Annotated in this window: 12 protein-coding genes; 6 read left to right on the plus strand and 6 right to left on the minus strand. The window is 49.2% G+C overall.

Annotated elements, in window-relative coordinates; genetic code table 11:
- The first annotated feature begins 315 nt into the window (after window positions 1-315).
- Window positions 316-2,343, plus strand: a complete 2,028-nt coding sequence (locus tag HQN90_RS32740) for a transglycosylase domain-containing protein (RefSeq protein WP_173226902.1) — start codon at window positions 316-318, stop codon at window positions 2,341-2,343.
- Between the two features lie 88 nt (window positions 2,344-2,431).
- On the opposite strand, the gene HQN90_RS32745 is transcribed toward HQN90_RS32740, so the two are convergent.
- Window positions 2,432-3,358, minus strand: coding sequence for a hypothetical protein (locus tag HQN90_RS32745; RefSeq protein WP_173226904.1), 927 nt, complete (start codon window positions 3,356-3,358; stop codon window positions 2,432-2,434).
- Between the two features lie 133 nt (window positions 3,359-3,491).
- Entirely contained in the window at window positions 3,492-4,406 is a 915-nt protein-coding gene (hprK, locus tag HQN90_RS32750) for an HPr(Ser) kinase/phosphatase (protein WP_173226906.1), read from the minus strand.
- Window positions 4,407-4,625: 219 nt separating this feature from the next.
- On the opposite strand from hprK, the gene HQN90_RS32755 reads away from it, so the two are divergent.
- Window positions 4,626-4,895 carry a zinc ribbon domain-containing protein gene (locus HQN90_RS32755; protein ID WP_173226908.1) on the plus strand — a complete coding sequence of 90 codons (270 nt, stop codon included), beginning with the start codon at window positions 4,626-4,628 and terminating at the stop codon, window positions 4,893-4,895.
- Window positions 4,896-5,004: 109 nt separating this feature from the next.
- On the opposite strand, the gene HQN90_RS32760 is transcribed toward HQN90_RS32755, so the two are convergent.
- The 4 genes from HQN90_RS32760 to HQN90_RS32775 form a co-directional block, all read right to left on the minus strand.
- Entirely contained in the window at window positions 5,005-5,175 is a 171-nt protein-coding gene (locus HQN90_RS32760) for a hypothetical protein (protein ID WP_158082256.1), read from the minus strand.
- 203 nt (window positions 5,176-5,378) lie between these two features.
- Window positions 5,379-6,752 carry a DUF4129 domain-containing protein gene (locus HQN90_RS32765; protein ID WP_173226910.1) on the minus strand — a complete coding sequence of 458 codons (1,374 nt, stop codon included), beginning with the start codon at window positions 6,750-6,752 and terminating at the stop codon, window positions 5,379-5,381.
- Complete coding sequence (locus HQN90_RS32770; protein ID WP_173226912.1) at window positions 6,715-7,866, minus strand: DUF58 domain-containing protein; 1,152 nt, start codon at window positions 7,864-7,866, stop codon at window positions 6,715-6,717. Before HQN90_RS32770 ends, HQN90_RS32765 begins: the two co-directional genes overlap by 38 nt.
- Before the next feature lie 3 nt (window positions 7,867-7,869).
- Window positions 7,870-8,826, minus strand: coding sequence for an AAA family ATPase (locus tag HQN90_RS32775; protein WP_173226995.1), 957 nt, complete (start codon window positions 8,824-8,826; stop codon window positions 7,870-7,872).
- A 266-nt stretch (window positions 8,827-9,092) separates the two neighbouring features.
- Between HQN90_RS32775 and HQN90_RS32780 the strand changes: the two genes are divergently transcribed.
- From HQN90_RS32780 to HQN90_RS32795, 4 genes are all read left to right on the plus strand, one after another.
- Window positions 9,093-10,751 carry a response regulator gene (locus tag HQN90_RS32780; protein WP_173226914.1) on the plus strand — a complete coding sequence of 553 codons (1,659 nt, stop codon included), beginning with the start codon at window positions 9,093-9,095 and terminating at the stop codon, window positions 10,749-10,751.
- Window positions 10,752-10,832: 81 nt separating this feature from the next.
- Entirely contained in the window at window positions 10,833-12,554 is a 1,722-nt protein-coding gene (locus tag HQN90_RS32785; protein ID WP_173226997.1) for a cache domain-containing sensor histidine kinase, read from the plus strand.
- 54 nt (window positions 12,555-12,608) lie between these two features.
- The gene (locus tag HQN90_RS32790) at window positions 12,609-13,592 is read left to right on the plus strand and encodes a substrate-binding domain-containing protein (RefSeq protein WP_173226916.1); all 984 of its coding nucleotides are present in this window, start codon (window positions 12,609-12,611) and stop codon (window positions 13,590-13,592) included.
- A gap of 118 nt (window positions 13,593-13,710) precedes the next feature.
- On the plus strand, window positions 13,711-14,784 hold the full coding sequence (locus tag HQN90_RS32795; protein WP_246362953.1) for a galactose ABC transporter substrate-binding protein: 1,074 nt from the start codon (window positions 13,711-13,713) through the stop codon (window positions 14,782-14,784).
- Window positions 14,785-14,787: the final 3 nt, after the last annotated feature.

A 14,787-nucleotide genomic window follows, 5' to 3' on the forward strand; every position in this document is an offset into this window, starting at 1 on the left:
GAGGGAACAAAGAGTGAGGCGAATGGACGAGGAATGCCTTTTTGCAGCTAAAAAGTTTGCGTTTTAGCTGTGGAGAGGATGGGTGGGGGTTTGTTGAGGAGTTGTTCGACGGTCTCGAAAATGCTGTCTCAGAGGTAGAAAAGCCGCAACCCGCCGCTGAGTCTGCCAAAAAGGCAGTCTCGGGCGTGAAAAAGGATCAAAACCGAGCAAAGCTGATCTGAGCCAGCCGAAAACGCCGTGCACAACTTCCCCCTTGCGTCGCTAACCTTAGAATTGCTGCGAATATCTATAAGCGAATATAAGGGGGAAGACCAGATGAAGCAATCATTTTGGAAAAGCAAACGGTTTTGGCAGCTAATCTGCGGCATTCTCATTTTGGGATGTATAGTGGTTTTCTTGGCTTGTTATTTGTATATCCGTGGACTGGATGTCTCGAAACTGAATCAGCCGCTGCCTGAAGCAACGCTTGTGCTGGATAAGAACGGCAAAGCAGCATCGCAGCTGTCCGCGTCAAAAGTTGATCCTGTGCTGATCGCTCAAATGCCTAAGGTGCTGACAGATGCCATTGTCGCTGTCGAAGATCGAAGATTCTATACGCATACGGGTATCGACATGAAATCTATTGTCCGTGCACTCGCGCGTGATGCGTTCAGAGGCGGTTATTCCGAAGGGGCCAGTACGATTACACAGCAGCTAGCACGCAATCTGTTTCTGAGCGCAGATAAAACACTTGGCCGTAAATTGAAAGAAGCTGCCTACGCGATAAAAATGGACATGACATTTGATAAAGATCAAATTTTGGAGATGTATCTCAATAGTATATATTTCGGGGAAGGAAGCTGGGGGGTCCAGGGGGCGGCTAGAACGTATTTTAATAAAAATGTGCAAGACATATCCTTGACTGAAGCAGCTGTTCTTGCTGCACTTCCTAAGGCTCCTAGCAAGTACTCTCCTTTTCAGGATGAGCAGCAGGCTTTGGAACGAAGAAATACCGTGCTGGCGTTGATGCGGGACGAAGGCAAAATATCGAGTGGAGATTATGAGAAAGCGAAGGCATCCCCCCTTGGTGTCGTGAAATCGGACAAAGGCAATGAGCTGAAGGGGCGCTACCCGGCTTATGTCGATGCGGTTATTCAAGAAGCTGTTCAGCTGTATGGATTCACGGAGGAACAGCTGTTGACTGGAGGCTTGCGAATCACGACAGAGCTGGATCCATCCGTCCAGAACGCTGTAGCAGAGGTATATAAGGATGAGAGCCTGTTTCCGGCAAGTAAGCCGGATCAGCTTATTCAAAGCGGCGCAGTCATTCTGGATCAGAGAACCGGAGGCGTCCGCGCCCTCTCTGGCGGTCGGGGGGAAGGGGTTTTCCGCGGCTTCAGTCATGCCACACAATTAAAGAGACAGCCAGGTTCATCTTTTAAACCTATCGCTGTCTACGGGCCTGCGCTGGAGAATGGATATAAGCCGTTTACTCCGCTGTATGACGGTCCTTTGAACATTGAAGGTTATCAGCCGCAAGATTGGGATCACCAGACAAGAGGGCAGGTGACGATGCAGGAGGCCATTGTTTCTTCATGGAATGTTCCTGCGGTTTGGCTCCTTCATGAAATAGGAATTGATCATGGCTTGCAATTCGCGAAGAAGTTAGGCATTCCTTTGCCTGCCCAGGATAGACAGCTTGGCATTGCGCTTGGCGGGCTGTCGGAAGGCGTATCACCGCTCCAGATGGCACAGGCGTTCAGTGCATTTGCAGGCAAGGGGGTACTGTATCAAGCGCATACGATTGTAAAAATAGAGACGAGCAGCGGCCATGTACTTGTACAGCATAGCGATAAGGGAGTTCCGGTCATGCAGCCTGAGACGGCTTATGCCATGACTTCGATGCTGCAGGTAGCGGTAGCACAGGGAACCGGTAAGAATGCGGCAATGAATCGCCCCGTTGCTGGGAAATCGGGCACAACCCAGTTGCCGCAGACGAAGGAATTTGACGGTATAAGCAGCGGCAGTGCCAAAGACGCGTGGTTCGTCGGGTACACGCCGGAGCTTACGGCTGCTGTCTGGGTCGGCTATGATCGGACGGATAAGGAGCATTATCTGACGACTTCCGGCGGTGCTGTTCCCGCGATTTTATTCCGGGAGATGATGGGTCGGGCTTTGGCAGGGGCGCCTATTGTCCCGTTTGATATGCCCATTGTGAGCGGTGAAGCACCGATCATGAACGATACTAGGGGAAATCCCGGCAGAGATAGGGAAGTGGGGCAATCAGACACGCCTCCGGATAAGTCAGATAAGAAAGAGAATAGGCCCGATAGTCACGGGCACGGCAAAGGGAAGAAGCATTGAAATGTTAGAAAGCCGTCAAACCTCTAGCAGAGGTTTGACGGCTTTGTTGTTTGCCTGTGTGTGGATGATAGCCTGTGTGCATGACAGCCTAGTCGCGGTGGCCATTGCCGCGCTGTTTATTCGCTGGATCATCGTCATGTTTGCTGGATTGATCCTCTTCATGTTTTTCTTTGACTTTGTGCTTAGTATCCGACTTCATTTGCTTAGCAGGAGCTTGATCCGGCATCCATTTGGTTTTCATATGGACGTTTAGTTTGTTCGCATCCAACCGGTAATGCTCAGCAAGCTGCTGGGCGATTGCTTTCTCAGCACCAGATGATCTGAGATCCACGGAAGCGAGCAATTCTTGGATCCACGCGGCTGCTTGCGCATCTTTCAGGTGAATCATACCCGCATCTTCGGGCTTAATACTTAGATCATAGATAGCCCCTTTCGGACCTTTGGATTGCCCGATATGCAGTTTAAAGTGCTTGCCATCTACGGAGAGCTCCATACTCTCTAAGTCGGGATAAGCTTCTTTCAACTGGTCATTCGTCGTTCCTGCAGGAAGTGGGGTTGGTGAAGGAACAGCAGATGCAGCAGGTGCAGATGAAGATATAGGTGCAGGTGCTGTAGTTGCGACGGGAGCCGCAGATCCAATCGTAGCCTGTTCACCAGCAGCAGTTCCCGCTGTGGCTTCCACAGTTGCAGCTGCTGATCCAGCTGAAGCTGCTTTGATATAGGCAGCCTGCTGCTTACTATTCAGGATGAGTTCCAGTTGGTCTCCTGCTTGCAAATCGGCTAGCTGGGCTTTCAGCTCATCGCGGTAAACCCAGATGGATTTGGCAAGCGGAATCGTTTGATCGCCACTAGCTGTGGATAACTTTATAGTATCTGGACTGGTTGAAATGTACGTGCCTTTGATGGATGAGGATATACTTTGAGCTGGCGAAGACGCCGCATAAGCTGTCCATCCGTAAAACAGTAAAGCAACAAGGGTGATGGAACCGAGAATAAATGGCCATCTTTTGCGCATGACAAACACCTCCACTTACAGCTTTCGCTCATGAAGGTGATTTTGGGGCCGTACACGCAGCTCTGAGCAGGCTTTGGAATGAGCAATCATGGCCAAAAGCCGCCTCTGAAAAAAAGGGCGGCTTACTTTGCACTCAGTCGTTGCCGCTTTGCAGCCTTTGCATAAACTCCTCAGCCGCACTGTACCCTTGCTGCCGCAAGTACCAGTTGTTGGCTGCAGCTTCAACGAGTCCTGCAACATCTCGACCAGGCTGCAGCTGGATTTCGATGTGCGGAATTTTGATATCCATATACTCCGTGAACTTCGGTTCCAGCTCCAAATCGTTGTTGAGCTCATGCTCCTTCCACTGGGTCAGCTCAATATCAAGCACAATCCGTGTCTCGTCCTGAAACGCTTTGCGGCCATAAAGCCGAGAAACGTTAACGAGCCCGATGCTGCGCAGCGCGAGAAATTCCTTCGTCTTGCCGTTATGAGTACCGAGAAGTGTTTCCGGACTAATCTTCTTCAGCACGACGACATCGTCAGCGACGAGGCGATGCCCTCTGCGGATTAAGGTATGAGCGGTTTCGCTCTTGCCAACCCCGGATTTGCCGCGCAGCAGAATACCGATACCGGACACATTGACACAAACGCCGTGTATAGCAATCTCCTGAGCAAGGGATTTACTTAAATATAAATCAACTAAGTCCTGGAATTTGCTCGTAGGCGCTGCTGTACGGAGGAGAGGGATCCGTTCTTCTTCGCAATATTTGGTTAAATATTTCAAGCCTTCTTGGTTTCTCGTAACGACAAAACAAGGCGGGTGATATTTGACAATATTACCGATGTGAAGATTGCGTTCATGTTCGCTAAGTTTATGCAAATAAGTAATTTCTTTTCGGCCTAACAGCTGTACATGCGCTTGCGGAAAATATTCAAAATAACCGACAAACTCGAGTCCAGGGCGATGCGCCTTCGTTTTGGTAATCGGACGGTGGAGTTCCGAATGTCCGGCAAGTATCTCGAGCGAGAAGCGCTCAACCAAATCTTTGACTGTGACGGGCTTCACATTAGGTCCTCCTTAGATGAGTAGATGAATAAAACGAGCCTCTTCAAACAGGATACGTACGCTCTGCTTGAACAGCTTCTATGTTATTTCGCTTGCGAGGCTTGAAATTCCTGCTATGAAAGCGTTTGTATGTGGAGGAATCGTGAGCATTTTCATTGCATTTGCACCCAGCCTTGGTATGATAGGAAGGAGAAAGCTTACTAGGGGGATTTTAAGAAGATGGAAACGGCCTATAAGAACTGTCAAAGCTGTGGAATGCCTCTTGCCCGTGATGAACAGGGCGGAGGAACAGAGAAGAACGGCGTAAAAAGCACAGTCTACTGCAGCCATTGCTATCAGGATGGGGAATTCACTTTACCAGATATGACCGTTCAACAAATGAAGGAGCGCGTCAAGCAAAAGCTCATCGAGTTTGGGTTTCCCAAATTTCTGACAGGGCTCTTCACAAGAAATATCCATAAGCTAAAAAGATGGTCCTCTATTCAATAGTCATATGATGTCTATATGATAGCCCGCTTGAAGGTAGAAAAAGCGCTCCTTGCAGAATCGCAAAGAGCGTAATGGATGGTGGGATTTCCTATGTTTATGTAAAAGCAGCTTACCTGTTGAAGCCGCATTTTTTTGCAAGTGTTGGCCATGTCGAGAGAAACATGTTTTCCCACCTGTCTTCTGGTAATACCATAATCCATTTGGCGATTTGATCCAATCCCATCTCACATAAAGTTTGAACCACTTCATGTCTTTCACAGCTCGTTTTTAATGCTAACATCTCAAAACCACCTCAGTCGAATGTATTCAAACAATTATCTATATGCGGCTCCATGAAAAGATGTGAGTGTTTTTTTCATAATATGAAAAATAAGCGGCTGTAGACGACATGTTCAGTGTCTGAGGAAAGTGGTCTGTTCTGGAAGTTAAGACGAAAAGAAGGCCATGCAGGCAGGACTGCATAGCCTTCTTTGTTGCGCGGCTTTATTTAATCTGATTGCGCGTGCGGGAGTCCAAGGTTTGAAGCACCTGCTCAAGCTCTTGGTCAGATAGTTCAGTGTCTCCATAACGGACATCGTTATAGGCTGAAGTAACGGCATGGACGGTCTGATCAGGCAGTCGCTCTATCCTTCTGAAGTCCTGCTCGGTTTCATTCGGTGTTAAGGCGTTATTGTAGGAATAGCCGTTCAGAGCAGCCTGCCCTATCACAAGGCGGTATAGAAAGCGGATCTTTTCTTGATTGCTGGGCAGCTGTGACCACTTGGCAGGAGCTTTCTCTTTACCTTTGCGCTGCATGGCTTGCTGCCACCATAGACGAGGAAGCTCTTTCCAGGCGAGAAGGGCTTCTTTTTCGTCCGTAAAGCCCTCGGAATCCCCACTTTGGTAGCTGCTCAGTGAGCGGTTCATTAAGCGCCTCAGAAGTGACATCAGAGCAGGTGCAACCTTTGATAACAGGAGGTAGAGCACGAATAAGATAAGAGCAATGACGAGCACATAACCGATAATTATTTGGACATAGTGCAGGAAGATGCTCAGCCAGCTTGGTTCGTCTGCAGCGGCAGGCGGCGGAAGCTGGGGAGGTTGAATAGATGGACTAGGCTCTGGCACTTCCGGCGGTGAGTCCGATTGAAACAGCTGCAGCAGCCAAACTAAGGCAGCGCGGAAAAAGGTAGAAATGGCTCGCTGTATAGATTGGAAATAAGCCACGATAACGATAAGAAAGATGAAGGTGATTAGCCAAATTCGGCTTGAGCGTTTTACGGTGCCAGAGAGAGAAGAGGCGGCAGTCTGCTGTGTATTCGCCAGCGTTGCGTTCAGGAGATGAATGCGGTTGATGGCTAAGAAAAAGATGACCAGCGAGCAGAAACCGAGTACATTCAAGCTCTTCATAAAAGGCGCAAAGAGTTCCAGTCTACCCATCACCGGAACGCCAATGAAATAGAAGACCGCTGCGATCACGACGATCGTTATGGAGAAAATGCCCTGCCACCCATCCTTCGTAAAGTGAATACCTCTGTAGGCAAGCAATAGGCCGATGGTCGCACAGACCCAGCTGTGCCAGCTGGTGCCTTGCAGGAGGAAGGCAGTGATAGCGCCAGCCAACGCGCAAAAGGCAAGTTCGTAAAGGATACGGTTTAGCCATTTCAGATAGCCTAAATAGCTGCCAAGCACAAAGCAAAGCCAGAGCTGCAAGCAAGTAGCCCAAAGCTGCACCTCTGACACATAGAGGTGAACCAAGACGATAATCGGATAAAAGAAAATGAGCTCGATGGAGCCGAATAAGGCTGCAAGGCCAAACACATTCAGCCAGGGGGGCAAGTTAAATCGCCGTGCTGGCGCCGGAAGGGGTGAATTCATCAGAAGAGTGCACCTCCTTATCCGCTGCTGCAAGAAGATGATGCTGCAGCGGTACGATATAAACAGTATGGCCCAGCGACTCAAGCCGTTCTATACTTTCTTCGATCCCCGTGGATACGAAGGCGGTCAGCAGGATAATGTCCATGGCGCTTCCTTCCTGCTCAATTTCGTTGTCGAGGTAGTCGCTGCAGGAGCGAGAGCAGGAGACCGCGAGCTTCGCCATCGTTTCGAAAAGGTGCTCCAAATGCGAATAGCCGCCTTCAGGCGCTAAATAAACAGGAACACCGGATTGCCCTTGCACAAAGCCGTTGTAGCCAAAGCCAACCGGAATCCCTTGGCTGATCGCATATTCAGCTAATGTGGCTGCGTAGGAAAGGCCTTTCTCAACAAGTTCCGGATCGCTCACCGCATCCCACATGGTTTCCGTAATTTGCGTATTCACGACCAGCAGCAGTCTGGGGTCAGCCGTAAATTCACGGTTGTACACCTGGAGTCGCTGGCTGCGGGCGGTTGCCTTCCAGTGAATGCTGTTCATCGTATCTCCATAGCGATAGTCACGCACGCCGGATACGAGGAAGGGATCGGGCATGATCCAGCGTTTGACTGTGATGTCGCCTTGCCACCGGCTGGAGACCAGCGGGATGTCGTCCCTGCTCACCAAGCGAGGGTAGACAAGCAGCTCCAGCTGAAAGCGATGAGTTCTTGTCGCCGCTTCCATGCCTACGAGATCTCCGATGGAAGCGGCAACCGTTTCGAGCTTATACCAGCCTCGTTTCGCAGCTTGCACCTTGTGGCGTCGAACGATCTGTGTATAGGGCATGAGGCTGAACAAGCTGCGATGGTTTTGAAAAATAGCGCCGCTGCTCACCGCCAGATTGCTTTGCTTCGCGAAATGAAGGCCCGCGTGAATCGTGGATTCCAAGCGAAGCCAAGGGATGGGAGCGAGCTTGCGATTGACGATCGTTTCGATCATCTCGATATGATCACCCACATGAGCGCGGGTTTGGTTAAAGGCTCTTTCAATGCGCAGCCCGCGAAACCCCAGGCGGGCTATGCAAATATGCTGGAGAAGGTACAGAGCGGCAGCGATGATGAGAATCCAGCTTATTCCCATGGGCTACCCCAGCTTCACTTCCGTAGGAACGGGGGCAGCGGCAAGAATGCCGGCCAGCAGCGCATGCACCTGCTGGTCTTGCTGGCGCGAGCGCGTACGCAGCATGATGCGATGCGCCCAGACGGGCTTCACCAGCGCCTTAATGTCGTCCGGCAGCACGTAGTCGCGGCCGCGCAGCGCCGCGTACACCTGCGCCGATTTCATCAAGGCGCGCACGCCGCGCGGGCTGACGCCAAGCGCGCTATCGGCATGCGAGCGCGTCGCCTCCGCGAGCCGCACGATGTACTGCAGCAGCTCATCGCTGACGCGGACCTGCGTGAACAGATGCTGCGCTTCGAGCAGCTCAGCGCGTCCCACAACCGGCTGCAGCAGCTCCAGAGGATCCTGCTGCCGGTAGCGCTGCAGGATCAAGAACTGCTCGTCGGCCGAAGGGTAGCCGAGCGAAAGCTTCATCAGGAAGCGGTCGAGCTGAGCTTCCGGCAGGGGAAATGTCCCCTGATTCTCGACAGGGTTCTGCGTCGCAATGACGAGGAACGGCGCTTCGAGCTTACGGGTCTCCCCGTCGATGCTCACTTGACGTTCCTCCATGCTTTCGAGCAGGCTGGATTGCGTGCGCGGGGTCGCGCGGTTAATCTCATCGGCGAGTACGATGTGAGCGAACAGCGGCCCTGGGCGGAATTCAAACTCGCCCAGCTTTTGGTTGAAGAAATTGATGCCGCTTACATCGGAGGGCAGCAAGTCGGGCGTGAATTGGATGCGCTTCATGGTGCCATCCAGAGAGCGGGCCAGCGCCTTGGCCAACTGTGTTTTGCCTGTGCCGGGCACATCTTCCAGCAGAACATGCCCAGAGGCGATAAGTGCGATGATCATCAGCTCAACGGTGTCTTCTTTGCCGACGATGACCTTGCCGACATTTTCTTGTATGAGTGAAGCAATGCGTCTAATTTGTGCGAAATCCAACATAGTTACCTCCTAGGTGTGGGGGAATGATTTTTGCGGGAACGGGTATGAGTATGAGAGCCTTGTAGATGATCTTAATTTTAACAGACTATAGGTGATTTTTACCATTATTTCCTCATACACGCATCCAGCTAGTTGTGTAATCGATAGGCAGTTAGTACAATGATGGTGAAAATGTCGCTCAAAAAGTAAAAAATTGGAGGAAAAAGCTCCAAATCTAGCGGAAAAAGTCAGTTATGCTCAGATGAAGCTATAGGGGGACGATTATGTACAAGCTGTTATTGGTGGATGACGAAGAGGATGTTCGCGAAGGCGTCGTCCGAGAAGTTGATTGGGATGCGATTGGCTTTGAAGTGGTAGAGACAGCAGAGAACGGCAGAGAAGCATTGGAAATGGTCGAAAGGCTGCAGCCGGATTTGGTGGTAACGGATATTCAGATGCCATTCATGAACGGACTTCAGCTTGCAGAGGCAATTCGGGAGCGTTTTCCGACGATAAAGCTCATTATTCTGACGGGGCATGATGAGTTCGAATATGCTCAGAAGGCGATTAAGCTGCATATTGATGAATACGTGCTGAAGCCTTTTTCCGCTCAGGAAGTCATCCATGCCTTACTCAAGGTCAAGGCGCAGATTCAGGAGGAAGTGGCGCATCGGGAAGATGTTCAGCTTCTGAAGGAGCATTATCGAAAAAGTATGCCTGTGCTGAAGGAGAATTTCCTAGCGACGCTCATGAATCGGAAGCTTCCGCGAGATGAGGTTTATGAGAAAGCAGCGAATTATGGGATTGACCTTAGCGGCAATGGGTACGTTGTTGCGGTTCTGAGCATTGATGGCGTGTTGATTCATGAAGATGATCTGGAGAATCGCAGCGAGCTGGCGAAGTCTGTTTCTTTGAAATATTCCGAGGATCAGGCGCTCAAATATTTTGCCTTGCTTAATATTACGGAGGAAATCGCTGAGAAGCACGGGCTTGGCCTCGTTTTTATGCATAATGATGAGGTCGTCGTGTTAGGCGCCAGGGAAAGCAGGGATAGAGATACGACGCTTCAAGAAACAATGAAGATGTTGGAAGAAGTCCGTCAGAACGTAGAGAAATACTTGAAGTTCACGTTAACGGTAGGGATTGGCACTGTGATGAATGATGTCACGAAGATCAGCTATTCGTATGAAGACGCTGTGCTTGCCCTTGATTACAGGCTCATTCTGGGCAACAACCGGATCATTTGCATCGATGATGTGGAGAAGCGGGCCGTCGAGAAAATTCGCTTTGATGATGTGAAAGAGCATGCGCTGACACGCTGCATTAAAGTGGGAACGAATCTGGAGATTCGCGAGACGATGGATGAGCTGTTTCAGGGAATAGAGGGGGGAGTTTCCGTCAAGGACTACCAAATCTATTTGCTTGAAATATTAACTTGTATTCTCAAGGCGGCGAAGGATTCAAACCTGAATGTGGACGAGGTCTTCGGGGACAACTTCGTTCCTTTTACCGAGATTAATAAATTCACTTCACTGGAAGAAGCCAAGCACTGGCTTGTCGATTTATGCGCGAATATGATGAATCATATTGCGACCGATCGGCAGTATACCTACAAGAATCTCGTCGAGATGGCCAAGGATTATACGAAAAGCCATTATCACGAAGGGGATATCAACATCAATAAAGTGTGCGGTCATCTGCATATCAGCGCCGGCTATTTCAGCAGTATTTTCAAAAAAGAGACAAAGATGACGTTCGTGAACTATTTGAACCATATTCGGATGGAAGCGGCCAAGGAGCTGTTGCGTTCAACCGATATGAAGGCGCTGGAAATCGCTGAGAAGGTTGGCTATGCCGATGCCAATTATTTCAGTTTCTCGTTCCGCAAAAATGTCGGAATTTCCCCAAAAGAGTATCGCAATAACAGTGAAAAAGGGTTGTAAGGGCTGCAGAGTGGGGGTGAAGGCTTGAGACAAAAGGTAAAATCACTAGTCAAGTCCTTGTATGATGTGCTGCTGGATACGATGAGGGTGAAGAGCATTCAATTTACGATTACGATGTCGTTTATTCTCATTACGGTGATCGTGATGCTGGTCGTTTCGCTCGTGCTGTACAGTAAATTTTCCAAAACGGCGGAAGAGAATGCTTTCCTGAATACGCAGCAGGTGATTGAACAAGTCCAGTTTAACCTGGAGAACTATATTAAAGGGATGGCCGATACGTTCGAGGTGGTGGATGCCAAGGTTGCGAAGAGCCGCGGTATTCCGTCGGACAAGCTGCTCGAGCAGTTGGACACCATCGCCAGCACGCGCGAGGATATCGTCTCTATTAACCTGTTTACGGCCGATGGCGGCCTTGTTACAGGCATTCACACGACCGAGATGCGTAAAAACACGCGCCTTCTCGAACAGTCGTGGTTTCGTTCTGCCCTCGACAATCCCAACCATCTAACATTTTCGCTGCCGCATATTCAGAATCTCTTCAAGGACCCTTACAAGTGGGTGGTTTCAATGAGCAAAGGGGTATCTATTCTGCATGATGGGAAATGGCAAGATGCCGTTCTGCTGGTAGATGTGAATTTCAAAACGCTGGATGATGTATTTCGGACGGTTTCTTTGGGGAAAAAGGGGTACGTGTACATCATTGACGATTCTGCCGGGAACATTGTGTATCACCCGCAGCAGCAGCTTATTTATATTGGTTTGAAATATGAAAATGTGGAGCAGGCGCTCAAATTCTCCTATGGCAAGTATATGGATGTCAGCGAGGGGGAACCGAGGCTCAATGTCGTGCGGACCGTTAACAACATTGGCTGGAAAATCATCGGTGTCTCTTATCTGGATGAGATGATGACAACCCGCAAGGAAGTAAGCACGTTCATGATTTGGCTGCTGGTTATTGTGCTTATTTTTATTTTATTGATTTCCTCTTTCATGTCAGCGCGCATATCCAAGCCAATCAAACGGTTGAAGAAGTCCATGGAAATGGTGGAGAAGGGAGACTTCGATACGTATATCCATGTTCGCGGCGCGGATGAGGTCGAGCAGCTTTCGCGAAGATTCAACCTCATGGTTTCACGGGTTCGAGAGTTGATGGATCAGAGTATTCTAGAGCAGGAAACGAAACGGAAGAACGAGCTGGAGGTTCTGCAATCGCAGATTAATCCGCATTTTTTATACAATACACTCAATTCGGTCGTGCGGATGGTCGGCAATGGGCGCAATGAAGAGGTCGTAACGACGATCACTTCTTTGTCGAAGTTTTTCCGTATTTCACTCAGCAAAGGGAAGAACATCATCACCATCGGAGAAGAGATCGAGCATATTCGCAATTATTTGATTATCCAAAAGATGCGGTATAAGGACAAGTTCGACTACGACATTCAGGTGGATGAAGACATATTGTCCTACAAGACATTGAAGTTAATTTTGCAGCCTTTTGTAGAAAATGCCCTATATCACGGCATTGAATATATGGTTGATGAAGGTCACATCCATATATCTGCCAGCAAAATCGATGACAAGATTCTTTTTCAGATTCGCGATAACGGAGTGGGGATGTCCGAAGAAACGCTCGCTGCTATTTTGTCCGGTCAAGTAAAAAGTGAAAAGGGCTCCGGTGTGGGGCTTCGCAATGTCCATGAGCGCATTCAGCTCTATTTCGGCTTCGACTATGGGGTCCATGTAGAAAGTGAGCTTGAGGAAGGGACTTTAGTCAAGATCTGGATTCCCGCGGAGGAGTTATAGACGATGAAGAATGAATTCCGCATCGTGCTGGACTATGAATAGGGAGGAGAAACGATGGATAAAACAATGAAACAACTGGGCCCCTTGCTGTTTGCCATCCTGATCGCTGTCGTCTCCGTGTCTTCCTGCTCGCGACAAACCGAAATCACCCCAACGGAACAGAAAAGGCATTTGGAAGTCGTGCTTAGAAGCCAAAACGGTGATTATTGGAAGACGGTAAAGATGGGTGCCGAGGTAGCTGCCAAAGAATTTGATGTTGCTTTGGATTTCCGCGCACCTGGTGACGAGGCCGATGTGAAGGGACAAATTGCTTTGGTAGAGCAATCCATTAGCAGCAGACCGGATGCAATTGTTCTGGCGTCGAACGATTACAAGGAGCTTTCTCAGGTCGTTGAGGATGCAGCGGGCATGGGCATTCCTGTTATTACGATCGATTCGGAAGTAGAGTCTCCTAAAGCGAAGAGCTTTATAGGGGCTAACAACTATGAAGCAGGGCGGCTGGCAGGGAAGCAGCTCATTAAGCTCGCTGGCACCAGCGGACAAATCGCCATCGTAAGCTTTAAGCAAGGGGAGCGCAATACAGAACTTCGGGAGCAAGGTCTTCTGGATGAAATATCGAAATACACAGATGTTCGTGTAGTGGACAAGGTATATAGTCTGACGGATCGCGAGGTGGCCTCGCAGATGACGCAAAGTATTGTGGAGAAGAATCCGGATTTGGACGGGATTGTTGCTTTGAATGAGATTTCTTCGATCGGCGTGGCCGATGCCGTACAACGATTGAATGTACAGGACAAGATCAAGATTATCACCTTCGACAGCACTTCTGAAGAGCTGGAGCTGCTGCAAGAAGGTGTCATTCAAGCGACGATTGTTCAAAATCCCTTCAGCATCGGCTATTTAGGCGTCAAAAACGCGGTGGAAGCTTCCAAAGGGAAAAAGGTTCCAAACCGTGTAGACACAGGGATTAGGGCGATTGACCTCGAGAATATGTTCTGGTCGGACAATCAGAAGCTGTTATTTCCCTTCATAAAGTGATGAGAATTTCGATAGAACATATGAGGATATTGCATTTGTTTTGAACATGCGATCCCGTATAGTAGGAAATGTAAATAAACAAAACCAAATAAAACAACCTTTTAGGGAGGGTCTTACTTTGAAAAAACTTCTTACTCTTGCAGTAGCAGGCGCATTGGTAGCAACCGTTGTAGGCTGCGGTAATAAAACAGCAACACCAACTCCGGCAGCATCTACAGGTGCAGCAGCGACAGCAACGCCTAAAGCAGCTGACACAGGTAAAAAACCGACAATCGGTGTAGCGATCTATAAATTTGATGATACTTTCATGTCCGGTGTTCGCGCGGCGATCGCCGATGCTGCCAAGGACAAAGCAACGGTTGATATCGTAGACAGCCAAAACTCTCAACCAACACAAAATGATAAAGTTGACCTTTTCATCACGAAAAAAGTAAACGCTCTAGCGATCAACGCGGTTGACCGTACAGCGGCAGGCGTGATCATCGACAAAGCGAAAGCAGCGAATGTGCCGGTTGTTTTCTTGAACCGCGAGCCTTTGGCTGATGACATGAAGAAATGGGATAAAGTTTACTACGTAGGCGCTAAAGCTGAGCAATCCGGTACAATGGAAGGCCAATTGCTGGTTGACTACTTCAAAGCTCATCCGGAAGCAGACAAAAACAAAGACGGTAAAATCCAATACGTGATGCTTAAAGGCGAGCCAGGACATCAAGATGCTGAGCTTCGCACGAAGTTCTCCATCCAAGCGATTACAGATGCAGGCATGGGTGTAGAAAAAGTAGCAGAAGACACAGCGATGTGGGACCGCGTTAAAGGCCAAGAAAAAATGGCAGCTTTCCTAGCTTCAAGCGAAAGCAAAATCGAAGCAGTTCTTGCAAACAACGATGATATGGCACTTGGCGCTATCGAAGCTTTGAAAGCAAAAGGCTATTTCAAAGACAATAAATTCTTGCCGGTTGTTGGCGTAGATGCAACAGCTCCTGCTCTTCAAGCGCTTAGCGATGGCACATTGCTCGGAACCGTTCTGAACGATGCGAAAAACCAAGGTGCAGCAACAACGAACGTAGCAACGGCTCTTGCCAACGGCAAAACGCCTAGCAAAGAAACAACGGGCTATGATGTAACTGACGGTAAATATGTATGGATTTCCTACAAAAAGATTACTAAAGAGAACATGAACGAAGCGAAGTAATCC

It is taken from the genome of Paenibacillus alba (genome assembly GCF_013204855.1).
GTDB classification, from domain to species: Bacteria; Bacillota; Bacilli; order Paenibacillales; family NBRC-103111; genus Paenibacillus_E; species Paenibacillus_E alba.

Excerpts from the sequence above, each read along its gene's own strand:
- HQN90_RS32740 (WP_173226902.1), top strand. The coding sequence starts at position 316 with ATGAAGCAATCATTTTGGAAAAGCAAACGGTTTTGGCAGCTAATCTGC.
- HQN90_RS32745 (WP_173226904.1), bottom strand. The coding sequence starts at position 3,358 with ATGCGCAAAAGATGGCCATTTATTCTCGGTTCCATCACCCTTGTTGCT.
- HQN90_RS32755 (WP_173226908.1), top strand. The coding sequence starts at position 4,626 with ATGGAAACGGCCTATAAGAACTGTCAAAGCTGTGGAATGCCTCTTGCC.
- HQN90_RS32760 (WP_158082256.1), bottom strand. The coding sequence starts at position 5,175 with ATGTTAGCATTAAAAACGAGCTGTGAAAGACATGAAGTGGTTCAAACT.
- HQN90_RS32765 (WP_173226910.1), bottom strand. The coding sequence starts at position 6,752 with ATGAATTCACCCCTTCCGGCGCCAGCACGGCGATTTAACTTGCCCCCC.
- HQN90_RS32770 (WP_173226912.1), bottom strand. The coding sequence starts at position 7,866 with ATGGGAATAAGCTGGATTCTCATCATCGCTGCCGCTCTGTACCTTCTC.
- HQN90_RS32780 (WP_173226914.1), top strand. The coding sequence starts at position 9,093 with ATGTACAAGCTGTTATTGGTGGATGACGAAGAGGATGTTCGCGAAGGC.
- HQN90_RS32785 (WP_173226997.1), top strand. The coding sequence starts at position 10,833 with ATGAGGGTGAAGAGCATTCAATTTACGATTACGATGTCGTTTATTCTC.
- HQN90_RS32790 (WP_173226916.1), top strand. The coding sequence starts at position 12,609 with ATGGATAAAACAATGAAACAACTGGGCCCCTTGCTGTTTGCCATCCTG.